This window comes from Streptomyces sp. L2 (genome assembly GCF_004124325.1).
Classification (GTDB): Bacteria; Actinomycetota; Actinomycetes; order Streptomycetales; family Streptomycetaceae; genus Streptomyces.
The window spans coordinates 237726-251797 of sequence record NZ_QBDT01000001.1 but is presented as its reverse complement, the minus strand read 5'-3'; the positions used below and the strand labels follow the sequence as shown (position 1 = coordinate 251797).

Sequence of the window (14072 nt, the reverse complement as noted above, 5' to 3'; positions counted from 1 at the left end):
GAGGACCGTGCGCCTGCTGCTGATGTCCGACACCCACCTCCCCAAGCGGGCCAAGCGGCTCCCGGACCCGCTGCTCGCCGAACTCCCGCGCGCCGACGTCGTCGTGCACGCCGGCGACTGGGTCGACACCGCCACGCTCGACCTGCTGGAGAGCCGCAGCCGCCGGCTGATCGGGGTGTACGGCAACAACGACGGCCCGGAACTGCGTGCCCGCCTGCCCGAGGTCGCCCACGCCGACCTCGGCGGGCTCCGCTTCGGCGTGGTCCACGAGACCGGCCCCGCCCAGGGCCGCGAGGCCCGCTGCGCAGCGCGCTTCCCCGGCCTGGACGTCCTCGTCTTCGGCCACAGCCACATCCCCTGGGACACCACCGCCCCGACCGGCCTCCGCCTCCTCAACCCCGGCTCCCCGACCGACCGGCGCCGCCAGCCGCACTGCACGTACCTCACGGCCGAGATCGCCGCCGGCACGCTCACCGACGTCACCCTGCACCGCCTGCCGCCCCGGTGAGCGGCCTGTGACACGATGCCGCGATGATCTCCAGGATCTCCAGCTCCGGCGAACCCGCCGGCATACCCGCCGTCGTACCCGCCGGACGCATGGCCGGGGCGGGCCAGCCCGTGCTCGGTCTGCCCGGCGGCACCGAACTGCGGCCCTGGCGCGCGGACGACGCCGACGCCGACGCGCTCCTCGCCGCGGGCCGCGACCCGGCGATCCGCCGGTGGAACCTGTTCTCCGTCGCCGACCGGGAAGAGGCCCGGCAGCGGATCCGCCGCATGCACGAGCGGTGGCGGTCCGAGACCGGCGCCGTCTGGGCCGTGGCCCCGCCCGGCCGGGCGGCCGTCGGCCTCATCGGGCTCAACGACATCGACCTCGCGGGCGGCAGCGCCGAGGTCGTCTACTGGGTCCTGCCCGAAGCCCGCGGCGGCGGACTCGTCGGCCGGGCCGCCCGCCGGCTCAGCACCTGGGCGCTGGACGACCTCGGGCTGCACCGCCTGCGCCTGTGCCACTCGGCGGCCAACCCCGCCTCCTGCCGGGTCGCCGAGAAGGCCGGCTACGCCTTCGAGGGCGTCCAGCGCAGCGCCCTGCTGCACGCCGACGGCTGGCACGACCAGCACCTGCACGCCCGGATCGCCGGGGACACCTGAGCGGGCGTACGAGCCCCCGGCCGGCCGGGGGTGCTGTCAGTGGCCCGTGGTACCCGTGACGTATGCCCGAGTCACCGCTGACCCTGCTGCGCCGCACCGTGACTCCCCGCGCCCGCGGCGGCTCGCCGTACACCGTGCTCGTCGTCATGTGTGCCGGCTACTTCCTGGTGCTGCTCGACGTGACCATCGTCAACGTCGCGCTGCCCGCGATCGGTTCCGGGCTGGGCACCGACATCGCGGGCCTGCAGTGGATGGTCGACGGCTACGCGCTGGCCCTGGCCTCGCTCATGCTCACCAGCGGCACGGCGGGCGACCGCTACGGCCACAAGCGCGTCGTGCTCGCGGGCCTCGCCGTGTTCGGCGCCGGGTCCCTCGCGTGCGGGCTCGCCCCGGACGTGCCCGTCCTCGTGGCCGCCCGGGTCGTCCAGGGCGTCGGCGCCGCCCTGCTGCTGCCGGGCACGCTGGCCATCATCGGCCGCGCCTTCCCCGACCCGGCCGAGCGGGCCCGCGCGATCGGCGTGTGGGCGGGCGTCGGAAGCCTCGCCCTGCCCGCGGGCCCGCTGCTCGGCGGCGCCCTCACCGACGGCCTCGGCTGGCGGGCGATCTTCCTGGTCAACGTGCCGATCGTGCTCGTGGCCCTGCTCTGGTCGCGGGCCGTCGTCCGCGAGAGCCGGGACGAGGACGCACCCCGCCTGGATCTGCCCGGGCTGCTGCTCGGCGGCCTGGCGCTGCTGGCGACGACGTACGCCTTCATCGAGGGCGGTCGCGCCGGGGCCACGGCGCCCGCGGTGCTGGTGGCCGCCGTCGCCGCCGCCCTCGCCCTCGCCGGGCTCGTCGCGGCCGAGGCCAGGCGCGGCGACAGCGCCATGGTGCCGCTCGCCCTGTTGCGCCGCCCGGCGTTCGGCGCCGCCAACCTGACCGCCGGGATCATGAACCTGTGCACCCTGGGCACGCTGTTCGTGCTGCCGCTGTTCCTGCAGTCGGTGCAGGGCCGGTCGGCGTTCGGGGCGGGCCTGGCGATGCTGCCGCTGTTCAGCCCGCTCGCGGTGTTCGCGCCGCTCGGCGGCCGGATCACCAGCCGCATCGGCGCCCGCGTACCGGCCGCGGCCGGGCTGCTCGTCGCCGCGGCCGGACTCGCCCTGCTCACCCGGGCCGACGCCCACGCCGGCTCCGCCCTGCTGGTGCCCGCGTTCCTCCTCTGGGGCGTCGGCTGCGGTCTGCTCACGCCCGCCGTGGTCGCCGCGGCCATCTCGGCCGTCCCCGCCGAACGCTCCGGCCTGGCCTCGGCCGTCAACAACACCGCCCGCCAGACCGGCGGCGCGATCGGCATCGCCGTAGCGGGCGCCATCGCCGGCCCACCGAGCGACCGGACCAGCTTCCTGCACGGCTTCCACACGGTCGCCCTCGGCTCCGCCGCCCTGTACACGGCGACCGCCGTCCTCGCCCTGTCCCTGCTCCCGGGCACCTTCCTGCCCCACCGCCGCTGAACGGAGTCCCGCGACGACACCCGCCGTCCCGGCCCGCCGCCACACCGTGGTTGAACCGAGCCCCGCGACGACACCGGCGACGGCACCCGCAGCCCCGGCCCTCGCCCTCCGCCGCACCGCCGGGTCCTGGTGGCCTCCGGGGCGCTCTTCGCGACGCGGCTGTGCCCCGCCGCCTTCCCCGGCAGCACCCCGCGCCACACCGCGAGGCCGTGCGGCGGCCCCTCGTGGCGGCGCGACCAGAACCGCGTCCCCGCCGGCCTGGCTGCTGCCGGCCGGCCGGCGGCTCTCCCCGGGGACGCACCGACGGTCGGCCCCCGGGGTGGCTCCGTCCTGGCGGCGCGCCACCGGGGCCCGCGCGGCCACGCGCCTGGCTTCTGCCCGCCGACTCGCGGCTCTCCCCGGGACATGCCGACGGTCGGCCCCCGGGGTGGCTCCGTCCTGGCGGCGCGCCACCGGGGCCCGCGCGGCCACGCGCCTGGCTTCTGCCCGTCGACTGGCGGCTCTCCCCCGGGGGACGTGCCGGCGGCCGGCCCCCGGGTGGCTTCGCCCGGCGGCGCCACCGTGGGCCGGCGGCGGCCTCGCCTCTGGCCGGTAGCCGCGCGGCCCCCCCGGCACGTTGTCACAGTGGGCCGGCGGTGCCCCGCCTCACTCCCGTGTGCGTGGATGGATCGCTCCCGCCGTCGCCGTCAGGGGTGACCCGGTGCCGCCCCAGCGCAGGGCGACGATCTCCGCCGCCACCGAGACGGCCACCTCCTCCGGGGTGCGGGCGCCGAGGTCCAGGCCGATGGGGGAGCGGAGGCGGGACAGGTCGGCGGGGCCGAGGCCGGCGTCGGCCAGGTGGCGCAGGCGGTCCTCGTGGGTGCGGCGGCTGCCCATCGCGCCGATGTACGCGGCCGGGCGGCGCAGCGCTTCCCGCAGCAGCGGTACGTCGAACTTCGGGTCGTGGGTGAGGACGCAGATCACCGTCCGCTCGTCGGTGTCCGTGCCCCGCAGATACCGGTGCGGCCAGTCCGCGACGACCTCGACGCCCGCCGGGAAGCGCCGGGGCGTGGCGAACACCGGGCGGGCGTCGCACACCGTCACCCGATAGCCGAGGAAGTCCCCGATCCGGGCCACGGCCGCCGCGTAGTCGATGGCACCGAACACCAGCATCCGCGGTGGCGGCGCGAACGACTGCAGGAACACCCCGACGGCGTCCTCGCGCCGCTCCCCGTGGGCGCCGTAGTGCCGCAGACCCGTCGCACCCTGGGCCAGCTCACCGCGCGCGTCGGCGGTCACCGCCGCGTCCAGTCCCGCCGTGCCCAGACCGCCCGCCTCCGTGCCGGGCCATACGGCCAGGCTCGCTCCGTGCGGGGCCGGCCCGTCGACCACCGTGGCCACGGTGACCGGCTCACCGGCCGCCACCGACGCGGCGACCGCGCCGAAGGCGGGATCCGCCGCCGGGGTGACGCGCCGCACCAGGACGGTGATCTCGCCGCCGCAGGTCAGCCCGACCGCGAAGGCGTCCTCGTCGCTGTAGCCGTACGCCGCCGTCCGCGCCCTGCCGTCGGAGAGCACCTCCTGCGCCAGCTCGAACACCGCGCCCTCCACACAGCCCCCGGAGACGCTGCCGGCGACCTCGCCCTCCGGGCCGACCGCCATCGCCGCGCCGGGGCCGCGCGGCGCGCTGCGGCTGACCGCGACGACCGTGGCCAGGCCGAACGGCTCACCGGCGGCGTACCACCGCTCCAGCACGGCGAGAATCTCACGCATCGTCCGCTCCTCGGCCCGCCTCACGGCGAGCTGTAGTTGAACGTTAATCCGTTGGCGCGGTGGCCGCCGGTCTGCTGCACTTCCCCGGTCGAGTCCCCCACACCGTCAGGAGCGATCATGCGCGCACCGTTCATGTCCACCCAGGAAGGAATCACCCGCTCACTCAAGGACATGACGCTTCGTGCACATGCTCAACCTGGGAATCCTCGCCCATGTCGACGCCGGTAAGACCAGCCTGACCGAACGGCTGCTGCACACGGCCGGAGTCATCGACGAGATCGGCAGCGTCGACGCCGGCAGCACGACGACCGACACCCTCGCGCTGGAACGGCGGCGCGGCATCACCATCAAGTCGGCGGTCGTGTCGTTCCCGCTCGACACCGTGACCGTCAACCTGCTCGACACCCCCGGCCACCCGGACTTCATCGCCGAGGTGGAGCGAGTGCTCGGCGTGCTCGACGGCGCCGTCCTGGTCGTCTCTGCCGTCGAGGGCGTGCAGGCGCAGACCAGGGTGCTGATGCGCACCCTGCGCCGGCTGGGCATCCCCACCCTCGTCTTCGTCAACAAGATCGACCGGCGCGGCGCACGCGGCGAGGCCCTGCTCCGGAACATGGCCCGCACCCTGGCCGTCCCGCTCGTCCCGATGGGCGCGGCGGCCGAACCGGGCACCCCCGCCGCCCACTTCGTCCCGGGCCTCGCCCCGTCCGCCCTGGACGCGCTCACCGACCACGACGACGATCTGCTCGCCGCCTATGTGAACGGCCGCCTCACCGACGCCCGCCTGCGCGGCGCCCTCGCCGAGCAGACCGCCAAGGCGCTCGTCCATCCGGTGTACTTCGGCTCCGCCCTCACCGGAACGGGCGTACCCGACCTGATCGACGGCGTCGAACGGCTGCTGCCCGCCGCCGTCGGCACGGCCGACGGCCCGCTGTCCGGCACCGTGTTCAAGGTCGAACGAGGCCCGGCGGGGGAGAAGATCGCCTACGCGCGGATCTTCTCCGGCACCCTGCGCGTCCGCGACCGTATCCCGGTGGGCGACGGCCGCGAGGAGGGCCGGGTCACCGCCCTCGGTGTCTTCGACCGGGGCACGGACCGGCGCGCGGACGCCGCCGGCGCCGGCCGCATCGCCCGCGTGTGGGGCCTCGGCGGCATCCGGATCGGCGACGCGCTCGGCAGTCCGGGCCGGGTCGGCGAGCACCACTTCGCGCCGCCCACCCTGGAGTCCGTCGTCGTCCCCCGGCCCGGCACCGACCGGGGCCGGCTGCACCTCGCCCTCACCCAACTGGCCGAACAGGACCCGCTGATCGGCGTCCGCCACGACGAGGTGCGCCAGGAGACCTCCGTGTCCCTGTACGGCGAGGTGCAGAAGGAGGTCGTCCAGGCGACCCTCGCCGACGAGTACGACCTGGACGTCACCTTCCGCGAGACCACCACGCTGTGCGTCGAGCGCCCGGCCGGCACCGGCCGCGCCGTGGAGTTCAACAAGAAGGACGGCAACCCGTTCCTCGCCACCGTCGGCCTGCGCGTCGAGGAGGCCCCGCCCGGCTCGGGCGTGCGGTTCGGCCTGGAGGTGGAGCTGGGCTCCATGCCGTACGCCTTCTTCAAGGCCGTCGAGGACACCGTCCGCGAGACCCTCGGCCAGGGGCTGCACGGCTGGCAGGTCACCGACTGCGCGGTCACCATGACCCACTCGGGTTACTCGCCCCGGCAGAGCCACGCCCACCAGGGCTTCGACAAGAGCATGTCGAGCACCGGCTACGACTTCCGGTGCCTGACCCCGCTGGTCCTCGTCGAGGCCCTGCGCCGGGCCGGCAGCCGGGTGTACGAGCCCGTGCACCGCTTCCGCGTCGACGCCCCGGCGGACACCCTGGGCGCGCTGCTGCCGCTGCTGACCCGGTCGCTGGCCGTACCGCGGACCACCTGGACCCGCGGCGACACCTGCGTGCTGGAGGGGACCGTGCCCGCCGCCCGGGTGCACGCCCTCGGACAGCGGCTGCCGGGGCTGACCCGGGGTGAGGGCGAGCTGGAGAGCGCCTTCGACCACTACGCGCCCGTCACCGGCGCCACGCCGCCCGAGCGGCCACGCACCGACCACAACCCGCTCGACCGCAAGGAGTACCTGCTGAACGTCACCCGCAGAACGGCCGACGGGGACAATTGATCTGACTTATAGTCAACTTACTCGTGAGTCAGAACCTATTGACGCCGCCCGGCCATCGCCGGACGGTAGGGAGCATGCCGACTGTCCGGGCACGTCTGCTGGTCGCTCTGGTCGCTCTGGTCGTCCTCTGCGGATTCCTGACGGTGGCGGGCGCCGCGCCCGCCACCGCGGGCATCCCGCCCGCCACCGCGACCACCCCCTCCGGCTCCCTCTGGTTCGACGGCGCCCCGCTCACCGTGCGGGACGGCCACTTCACCGACGGGCAGGGCCGCGAGATCGTCCTGCGCGGCTACAACGTCTCCGGCGAGACCAAGCTCGCGGAGAACGACGGCCTGCCCTTCGCCTCCGTAGCCGACGCCGAGAAGTCCGCGACCGCGCTGCGCGCCCTTGGCGGCGGCAACGCGGTCCGCTTCCTGCTCTCCTGGGCCGCCGCCGAACCCGGGCGCGGCCAGGTGGACACCGCCTATCTGGCCGCCGCCACCGCGCAGATGCGCGCCTTCCTCGACGCCGGCATCCGGGTCTACCCCGACTTCCACCAGGACCTCTACTCCCGGTACCTGTTCGACGAGGGCAGCTGGTACACCGGCGACGGCGCCCCCAAGTGGGCTGTGGACGCCGGTGGTTACCCCAAGGAGTCGTGCGGCATCTGCCTCTTCTGGGGGCAGAACATCACCCAGAACGCGGCCGTGCGGCAGGCGCAGTACGACTTCTGGCACAACGCCCACGGCGTCCAGGACGCCTTCCTCGACACGGCCGCGGCCACGATGACCTACCTCCGGCAGCACCTCGGTGAGGCCGAGTTCGCGGGCATCGTGGGCTTCGACCCCTACAACGAGCCGTACGCGGGCCCCTACGACTCCGGGCAGACCTCCCGCACCTGGGAACGCGACCTGCTGTGGCCCTTCTACCAGCGCTTCCGTGCCCGGATGGACGCGGCCGGCTGGCAGGACAAGCCCGCCCTCGTCGAGCCGAACCTGTTCTGGAACGCCGACATCTCCTCGCAGAAGCAGGAAGGCGGCCTGCTGGACGTGGGCACGCTCGGCCCCCGGTACGTCTTCAACACGCACTTCTACGACCAGAAGGCGATCTCCGGGATCCTGATGTGGGGCAAGGCGGCCGACGGCCAGTACACCGGCGACCTCGGCACCGTCCGCGACCGCGCCTCGGCCGCCGGGACCGCCGCCGTCGTCAGCGAGTTCGGGCACCCGCTGTCCGGTCTCGTGTCCGACAAGGCGCCCACCGTCCTCAAGGCCATGTACCAGGCACTCGACTCCCGCGTCCCCGGGGCACGTTGGTGGACCGACCCGGCCGGGTCCGGCCCGGTGCTGTCCGGCTCCCAGTGGCAGTGGGACCTCTACAGCGGCCGCCACCACGAGCTGATGAACGGCGACCCCGGCAAGGTCCGCACCGCGGGCGACGCCTGGAACGACGAGGACCTGTCCGCCGTACGCCTCGACGACTCGGGCGAGGTGACGCTGCGTCAGGACGCCCGGCTGCTCGACCGGATCTATCCCGCCGCCACCGCCGGGACCGCACTCGCCTTCACCTACGAGGACCGCTCCCGCGACGGCGCGGCCACCCTCACCTGGAACCCGGTGCCGCCCTCCCTGCCCAACGTGGCCCGGCTGGTCGGCTCCGGCCAGTACGGGCTGCTGGTGTGGCGCTCGGGCGACGGCAGCGCGCCCACCGAGCTGCACCTCCCAGTGTCCTTCCCCGCCTCGGCGACCACCGTCGTCTCCGACCTGGGCACCGTCTTCGCGCCGCCCGCGTACACCCCGTCGGTGCCGGTGGGCGTGGCGCCCGAGCCCGGCGGCACCGGCGGCAGGCGGCTGCTGCTGACCGACACCGACGCGGGCAGCCTGCACTACGCGCTGGTCACCAACGGCGCCGCGAACCCGTCCGCCGCCCTGCTGGACGCGGCCCGCTCCGAGCTGGCCGGGTGGGCGGCGGCGCACTTCTGAGAGCCGCGTGGCCGGTCCCTCGGGGGAGGCCGGCCCGCGTCAACTCCCGGTCGGGCCGCGCCAGTCGGCCTGGACATGCCCCAGCCGGACGCGCTGCGGATGGTCCCCGACCGCCACCGACGTCACCTTCTCGCCGGTGGCGAAGTCGATGGCCGTGATCTGGTCGGCGCCGCTCTCGGAGATGATGCAGTCCTTGCCGTCGCCGCTGACCGTCGCCCAGTACGGCTTCGAGGCCGCGACCAGCGGGCCCTCCTGCAACGTGGCCCGGTCGACCACCGTCGCGTAGTCGTCCATCGTGCCCGCGACGCACAGCTTGGTGCCCGAGGGGTTCATGGACAGGCCGTGGTGGCGCGAGTCGTTGACCATGGTGGTGCGGTCGTCGCTGGTCGCCGGGTTCTTCGGCAGTGTTTTCATCCGGGTGATCCTGTCGGTGGCGACGTCGTACTCGAAGAAGCCGTTGAAGAACGACACCTGGAAGTAGAACTTCGACTCGTCGGGGGAGAACACGGCCGGGCGCAACGCGTCGGAGAAGTCCTTCAGTCCGAAGGCGTCCAGCCGCTGCCGCATGTCGATGACCTTGACCTGCTTGTACGTCGTCGCGTCCACGACGGTGATGTGCCGGTCGCCCTTGGTCCAGTCCCAGCCGGGGCTGTCCAGCGAGGTGTTGACCTCCCCGATGGACATGTCCCAGATGTACTTGCCGTCCTTGGTGAAGATGTTCTCGTGCGGCTTGTCGCCCGTCGCGAACTGGCCGAGTTCCTTACCGGTGTCGATGTCCAGCACCTGTACGACGTTGGCGGTGGAGGCGGAGACGGCGACACGCCTGCCGTCGGGGGAGACCGCCATGTGGTCGGCACGGTAACCGGCCACCGGGAAACGCCAGTTTATCTTTCCGGTGGCCAGGTCGATGGAGACGACGTCCGCGAAGCTCGGCCGGGAGACCACGACCGACCTGCCGTCCGGGGTGGAGTACATGTCGTCGGCGAACTGGTCGTGGCCCTCGCCGACGCTGTTGCGGATCGCCTGGAAGTAGATCCACTTGATCGGGTCGGCGTTGATCTCGGCCATCCGCTGGTCCTTGTCGGGGATGACGTCGATCCGGCCGATCTTCGCGAAGTCGCCGGTGGACTTGATGACATCGGCGGTGCCGTCCCAGTTGTTGCCCACGAACATCACCTCGCGCAGCCCTGGGTCCGCGGACCCGGAGGCGGCGGCGGAGGCGGCGGTGGCGGGGCCGGTGACGGTCAGGACGAGGGCGGCGGCCACGGAGCAAAGGTGCCTGGTTCTCGAAGCAGGCATGACTGCTCTCTCCTCTGGTGGTGGGGGAACGCGCGTGCGGCAGCGGGTCGTCAAATCTGAACACGGGCGCATTCACAGTGGACTTACTGGAAAGTAAGGAGGGGGCGCCCTACTCCGCAAGATGCGTACACGACAAAATTGGCCGACGGCCGGAGAAGGGGGTGGGACCGTGGCGGGCAGGCTCAGGGCTCCGACGGGCCGGTACGGCGGACGCTCCGCCGAGGAACGGCAGGCCGAGCGCCGCCGCCGCTTCCTGGAGGCCGCGCTGCGACTGTTCGGCGACACGCCGGGCTACCGGGGGACCACGGTGGCGGCGCTCAGCCAGGCGGCCGGCCTCTCCACCCGGCAGTTCTACGAGGAGTTCCGCACCCTGGAGGACGTCCTCGCCGCGCTGCACCTGGAGGTCAACGGCTGGGCCGAGCAGGCCGTGCTGGAGGCGCTCACGGCGGCGGACGGGCTGCCGCTGGCCGAGCGGGTGACGGTCCTGTTCCGCGCCTACGCCCGGGACGTCACCTCCGACCCGCGCCGCATCCGCATCGCCTTCGTCGAGATCATCGGGGTCAGCCCCCGGCTGGAGGAGCAGCGGCTGGCTCGCCGGGCCCGCTGGGTCGACCTCATCCGCGCCGAGGCCCAGGCGGCCGCGGCCCGAGGCGAGGCGGCCCCCCGCGACTACCGCCTGGCGGCCACCGCCTTCATCGGCAGCGTCAATGGCCTGCTGCACGACTGGAGCGCCGGCTGGGTGGACGCGACCCTCGACGAGGTCGTCGACGAACTGGTCCGCCTCCTCCTGGGCATGCTCCGCCCGGACGGCTGGACCCAGGGGTCGTGAACAGGTCGTGCCACGGGCGGACCGCGACCGCCATCCGGCGGCCGCTGCCCGGCGCCCGCTGCCTGGCGCCCGCCCACGCGCCCGGGCCGCCGGCCCGGCTATCCGCCCAGGCGGCCACCGCCAAGCCGGCTCGCGCGGCTACCCGCTCACCCGCCCAGTTGCCTCGTACGGCTATGCGCCCAGCCGGCTCACCTGTTAATCCGGCCCAGCCGGTTGGCACGGCTATCCGCCTAGGTGGCTCGCCCAGCTATCGGCCAGGCTCCCTCGTACGGCTACCCGCCATGCCGGTTGGCACGGCTATCCGCCTAGGTGGCTCGCCCAGCTATCGGCCAGGCTCCCTCGTACGGCTACCCGCCATGCCGGTTGGCACGGCTATCCGCCCAGGCGGCTCGCCCGGCTATCCGCCAGACCCCGTACGGTTATCCGCCCACCCGGCTACCCGCCAAGCCGGCTTACCGCCTCCACCACCGGGCCTACCCCGTCCTCCGCGCGGACGCGGGTGCCGAGGGCCTGGGCGCGCTCACCGTACGACGGGTCGCGCGTCGCCCGGGCCAGGGCGCCGGACAGGGCGTCGACGGTCAGTCCGCGCAGCGGGACCGCGGCCGGGGCCACGCCCAGCCCGACCAGTCGGGACGCCCAGAAGCCGCCGTCGAACTGGATCGGGACCGGCACGGACGGCACCCCGGCCCGCAGACCCGCGGCGGTCGTGCCGGCGCCCGCGTGATGGACCACGGCGGCCATGTGCGGGAAGAGCGCGGCGTGCGACACCTCGCCGATCGTGAGCATGTCGTCCCCGTCGGCGGCCAGCCCGCCCCAGCCGCGCTGGATCACCCCGCGCAGCCCGGCCCGCCGCAGTGCCGCCACGATCCGGGCGCTCAGCCGGCCGGCATCGGGCACGGTCGCGCTCCCGAGGCCCACGAAGACGGGTGGCGGACCGGCGGCGAGGAACTCCGGCAGCGGGTCGGGCAGCCGGTCGTCGGGGTCGCGGGGCCACCAGTAGCCGGACACGTCCAGGCCCGGCCGCCAGTCCCGGGGCCTCGGCACCACCAGCGGGCTGAACCCGTGCTGCACCGGCCAGCGCTGCCGCTCCCGGACCCGCCGCCCCGCACCCGCCCGCGCCCGGCGCAGGCCCAGCCGGGCCCGCACTGCGGGGACCGCCGCCGCGAAGACCTCCTCGACCGCCAGGTTCACGCCGTGCCCGGCGATCCGGTTCCCGGCCCCGCCCCACGAACCGCCGCCGAGCACAGGCGGCGCGAACTCCCGGGTCGGCGCGAGGGGTTGCAGATACACGCCCATGCTCGGCAGCCCCAGACCCTCGGCGATCGTGTGCCCGAGGGGCCCCAGCGGGCCCGAGAGCAGCAGCACGTCACTGTTACGCGCCGCCGCCACCAAGTCGTCGGTCATCCGCCCGACCAGCCGCCGCGCCATCACGACCATCCGCGCGAGCTTCCCCGCACCGCTGGTACTGCGGTGCAGCCCGCGCCCCCACGACGACTCCAGTTCGGCCCGCGGGTCCACGGGAAGGGCGTGGAAACCGATGCCGGCCCCCTCGGCCAGCGGCTCGAAGCAGCCGTGCGTGACCAGAGTGACCTCGTGCCCGGCCCCGGCCAGCCCGTGCCCGAGCCCGGTGAAGGGGGCAACGTCGCCCCGGGACCCCGCCGTCATGATCGCAATACGCACGACCCTCAGTATGGCCCGAGACCGCCCGCCGGCCACCGAACGACCCGGCGCCCACGAAGCCGCCGCAGACAGCACGCCAGCAGTCGCTGCCGCAGCACCCGACACCGCGCCGCGCACGCAGGACGCAGTTCCTCGGCCCGCCGGGTGAGGCGTCGCCCACCCGGCAGCGGCTGTCCTACGTAGCTGCGGGCATGCGTGCCGCTGAGGGCGGCACGGGTGGGCGCAGCGGCACCCCGCCGACGCGGGCAAGCGAAACCCCCCCGCCACCGGGCTCGGCGGGTCGACACACCTGCCCGGCCTGGCACCGCCCGTGCGTCCGCCCCCGGCCCGGCGCCGTCAGCGGGGCCAACCTGCCCCGGCACCTTCGGCGAACCCGCCGAATTCGGCACCGTCCGTGCGAGTGCGCCCCCAGCCAGGCGCAGTCAGCGCGCTCGTCCCTGCCCGGCCCGGTCAGCGCGCCCGCCCCCGCCACGGCAGCGCATGCCGGGAAGCACGCGGCAGCGGTGGCCGCGGCTGCGGGCGTGCCGCTCGCAGCAGGGTCCGGACCAGTGCCGCCGACGCCCGTCGCCCGACCGCCGTCGCCGGGCCGGCGCGCCGCGCCCCCGCGGCCCGGCCGGCTCCCGCGCGCGCCGAGAAGGTCCAGGTCAGCCGGGTGGTGACCTGGACCCTCGCGGCCCTCCTGCCTACTCGTCCCATGCCTGGACGATGATCTGCTCGGCGATCTTCCCGTCCCGCAGGGTGATCATCGACTCGGCCAGCACACGGGTCCCGTCCGCGTACTCGCAGGCCTCGGTGAAGGCGGCGTGGTCGCCCTGTACGACGCACTGCTCCAGCTTGTGCGTCATATCGCGGCTGTAGACGTCGTCGAGGAGCTCGGCGATCGAGCCGCGGCCGTGCAGGACCTTGGGACTGCTCGGCCGGCTCTGGTGGTCGACGATGCGGATCTCCGCGTCGTCCGCGTACAGCGACAGCAGGGTGTTGCCGTCGCCCTCCACACCGCGGCGCAGCGTCTCGGTGTCGAAGGCGGAACCTGTCGCGGTGCCCATGGTGACCTCCTTCGGTGCCCGCGGCCCGAGGGGCACGGGCCGCCCGGCCCCACCTTCGAGACTCCTCCGACCGGGCGGACCCGGCAAGCGCGGGGCCCGCGGCTCCGCCTGTCGGGTGAGCGGGACGCGGCGCCCGTGTCCGGCGGGGGTGTGCGGCCGTTGCTGAAGACATGATCTCAACACGACGTATCGTCGCCGCCGTTGGTCTGGCCGTCGGGTTCACCGGCCTCGCCGTACCGATGGCCAACGCGGCCGAAGCGAGCGCGCCGGACACCGGGCGGATCAACCCGATGACGACGCTGGACTCCCTCGCCATGAGCGACATCCCGGCCGAGCACCAGGCGGAGGTCCCGAAGGTCTCGGAGCAGCTGCGCGGCCTGAACCAGCTCAGCGACATGAACCGGCTGAACGAACTGCACCAGTTCACCGACCTCGCCGCCCCGGCGACCGGTCTGCTGCCCGCGGTCGAGGCCTGACCGCCCGGCCACCCATGCCCGAGGGGGCCGTCCGACACCGGGCGGCCCCCTCGGGCGCACCCGGAGGCCGAGACGCCGTCCTCGGGCACACCCGGAGGCCGAGACGCCGCTCTCGGGCACACCCCGAGGCCGAGACGGCCCCCTCGGCCACACCCGGAAGCCGGGGCGGCCCCCGCGCGCAGATCCCGAAGCCGGGGCGCGGCGCCCCCCCTCGGCGCACCCCCCAGGGGATCAT

General features: G+C 74.4%; 12 protein-coding genes. 7 read left to right on the top strand and 5 right to left on the bottom strand.

What is annotated here, in order from left to right; all coding sequences use genetic code 11:
• Positions 1 to 7: 7 nt before the first annotated feature.
• From DBP14_RS01090 to DBP14_RS01080, 3 genes are all read left to right on the top strand, one after another.
• On the top strand, positions 8 to 508 hold the full coding sequence (locus DBP14_RS01090; RefSeq protein WP_129305174.1) for a metallophosphoesterase: 501 nt from the start codon (positions 8 to 10) through the stop codon (positions 506 to 508).
• 23 nt (positions 509 to 531) lie between these two features.
• On the top strand, positions 532 to 1146 hold the full coding sequence (locus tag DBP14_RS01085) for a GNAT family N-acetyltransferase (protein ID WP_129305173.1): 615 nt from the start codon (positions 532 to 534) through the stop codon (positions 1144 to 1146).
• 62 nt (positions 1147 to 1208) lie between these two features.
• Positions 1209 to 2633, top strand: a complete 1425-nt coding sequence (locus DBP14_RS01080; RefSeq protein WP_241740756.1) for an MFS transporter — start codon at positions 1209 to 1211, stop codon at positions 2631 to 2633.
• Between the two features lie 645 nt (positions 2634 to 3278).
• Here the strand turns inward: DBP14_RS01080 and DBP14_RS01075 are convergent.
• Both DBP14_RS01075 and DBP14_RS35900 read right to left on the bottom strand, forming a co-directional pair.
• Positions 3279 to 4385: an XdhC/CoxI family protein gene (locus DBP14_RS01075; protein ID WP_129305172.1), complete on the bottom strand. Its 1107-nt coding sequence runs from the start codon at positions 4383 to 4385 to the stop codon at positions 3279 to 3281.
• Between the two features lie 20 nt (positions 4386 to 4405).
• Positions 4406 to 4552 carry a hypothetical protein gene (locus DBP14_RS35900; RefSeq protein WP_164992226.1) on the bottom strand — a complete coding sequence of 49 codons (147 nt, stop codon included), beginning with the start codon at positions 4550 to 4552 and terminating at the stop codon, positions 4406 to 4408.
• A gap of 14 nt (positions 4553 to 4566) precedes the next feature.
• Here DBP14_RS35900 and DBP14_RS01070 point away from each other — a divergent pair, with 14 nt between their 5' ends.
• Together DBP14_RS01070 and DBP14_RS01065 are read left to right on the top strand one after the other, a co-directional pair.
• On the top strand, positions 4567 to 6546 hold the full coding sequence (locus DBP14_RS01070; RefSeq protein ID WP_129305171.1) for a TetM/TetW/TetO/TetS family tetracycline resistance ribosomal protection protein: 1980 nt from the start codon (positions 4567 to 4569) through the stop codon (positions 6544 to 6546).
• Between the two features lie 74 nt (positions 6547 to 6620).
• The gene (locus DBP14_RS01065) at positions 6621 to 8507 is read left to right on the top strand and encodes a cellulase family glycosylhydrolase (protein WP_129305170.1); all 1887 of its coding nucleotides are present in this window, start codon (positions 6621 to 6623) and stop codon (positions 8505 to 8507) included.
• A gap of 39 nt (positions 8508 to 8546) precedes the next feature.
• Here the strand turns inward: DBP14_RS01065 and DBP14_RS01060 are convergent, their stop codons facing one another.
• On the bottom strand, positions 8547 to 9806 hold the full coding sequence (locus DBP14_RS01060; protein WP_129305169.1) for a YncE family protein: 1260 nt from the start codon (positions 9804 to 9806) through the stop codon (positions 8547 to 8549).
• A gap of 169 nt (positions 9807 to 9975) precedes the next feature.
• Here DBP14_RS01060 and DBP14_RS01055 point away from each other — a divergent pair, with 169 nt between their 5' ends.
• On the top strand, positions 9976 to 10635 hold the full coding sequence (locus DBP14_RS01055; RefSeq protein WP_129305168.1) for a TetR/AcrR family transcriptional regulator: 660 nt from the start codon (positions 9976 to 9978) through the stop codon (positions 10633 to 10635).
• Between the two features lie 435 nt (positions 10636 to 11070).
• Here the strand turns inward: DBP14_RS01055 and DBP14_RS01050 are convergent, their stop codons facing one another.
• Both DBP14_RS01050 and DBP14_RS01045 read right to left on the bottom strand, forming a co-directional pair.
• The gene (locus tag DBP14_RS01050) at positions 11071 to 12300 is read right to left on the bottom strand and encodes a glycosyltransferase (RefSeq protein ID WP_129311610.1); all 1230 of its coding nucleotides are present in this window, start codon (positions 12298 to 12300) and stop codon (positions 11071 to 11073) included.
• A 698-nt stretch (positions 12301 to 12998) separates the two neighbouring features.
• Positions 12999 to 13361, bottom strand: a complete 363-nt coding sequence (locus tag DBP14_RS01045; RefSeq protein ID WP_129305167.1) for a nuclear transport factor 2 family protein — start codon at positions 13359 to 13361, stop codon at positions 12999 to 13001.
• Between the two features lie 170 nt (positions 13362 to 13531).
• Between DBP14_RS01045 and DBP14_RS01040 the strand changes: the two genes are divergently transcribed.
• Positions 13532 to 13837 carry a hypothetical protein gene (locus DBP14_RS01040; RefSeq protein ID WP_129305166.1) on the top strand — a complete coding sequence of 102 codons (306 nt, stop codon included), beginning with the start codon at positions 13532 to 13534 and terminating at the stop codon, positions 13835 to 13837.
• Positions 13838 to 14072 lie beyond the last annotated feature (235 nt).

What these genes read in the sequence shown, in the direction of transcription:
- DBP14_RS01085 (WP_129305173.1), top strand. Translation starts at nt 532, where the DNA reads ATGATCTCCAGGATCTCCAGCTCCGGCGAACCCGCCGGCATACCCGCC.
- DBP14_RS01080 (WP_241740756.1), top strand. Translation starts at nt 1,209, where the DNA reads ATGCCCGAGTCACCGCTGACCCTGCTGCGCCGCACCGTGACTCCCCGC.
- DBP14_RS01075 (WP_129305172.1), bottom strand. Translation starts at nt 4,385, where the DNA reads ATGCGTGAGATTCTCGCCGTGCTGGAGCGGTGGTACGCCGCCGGTGAG.
- DBP14_RS01065 (WP_129305170.1), top strand. Translation starts at nt 6,621, where the DNA reads ATGCCGACTGTCCGGGCACGTCTGCTGGTCGCTCTGGTCGCTCTGGTC.
- DBP14_RS01060 (WP_129305169.1), bottom strand. Translation starts at nt 9,806, where the DNA reads ATGCCTGCTTCGAGAACCAGGCACCTTTGCTCCGTGGCCGCCGCCCTC.
- DBP14_RS01050 (WP_129311610.1), bottom strand. Translation starts at nt 12,300, where the DNA reads ATGACGGCGGGGTCCCGGGGCGACGTTGCCCCCTTCACCGGGCTCGGG.
- DBP14_RS01045 (WP_129305167.1), bottom strand. Translation starts at nt 13,361, where the DNA reads ATGGGCACCGCGACAGGTTCCGCCTTCGACACCGAGACGCTGCGCCGC.
- DBP14_RS01040 (WP_129305166.1), top strand. Translation starts at nt 13,532, where the DNA reads ATGATCTCAACACGACGTATCGTCGCCGCCGTTGGTCTGGCCGTCGGG.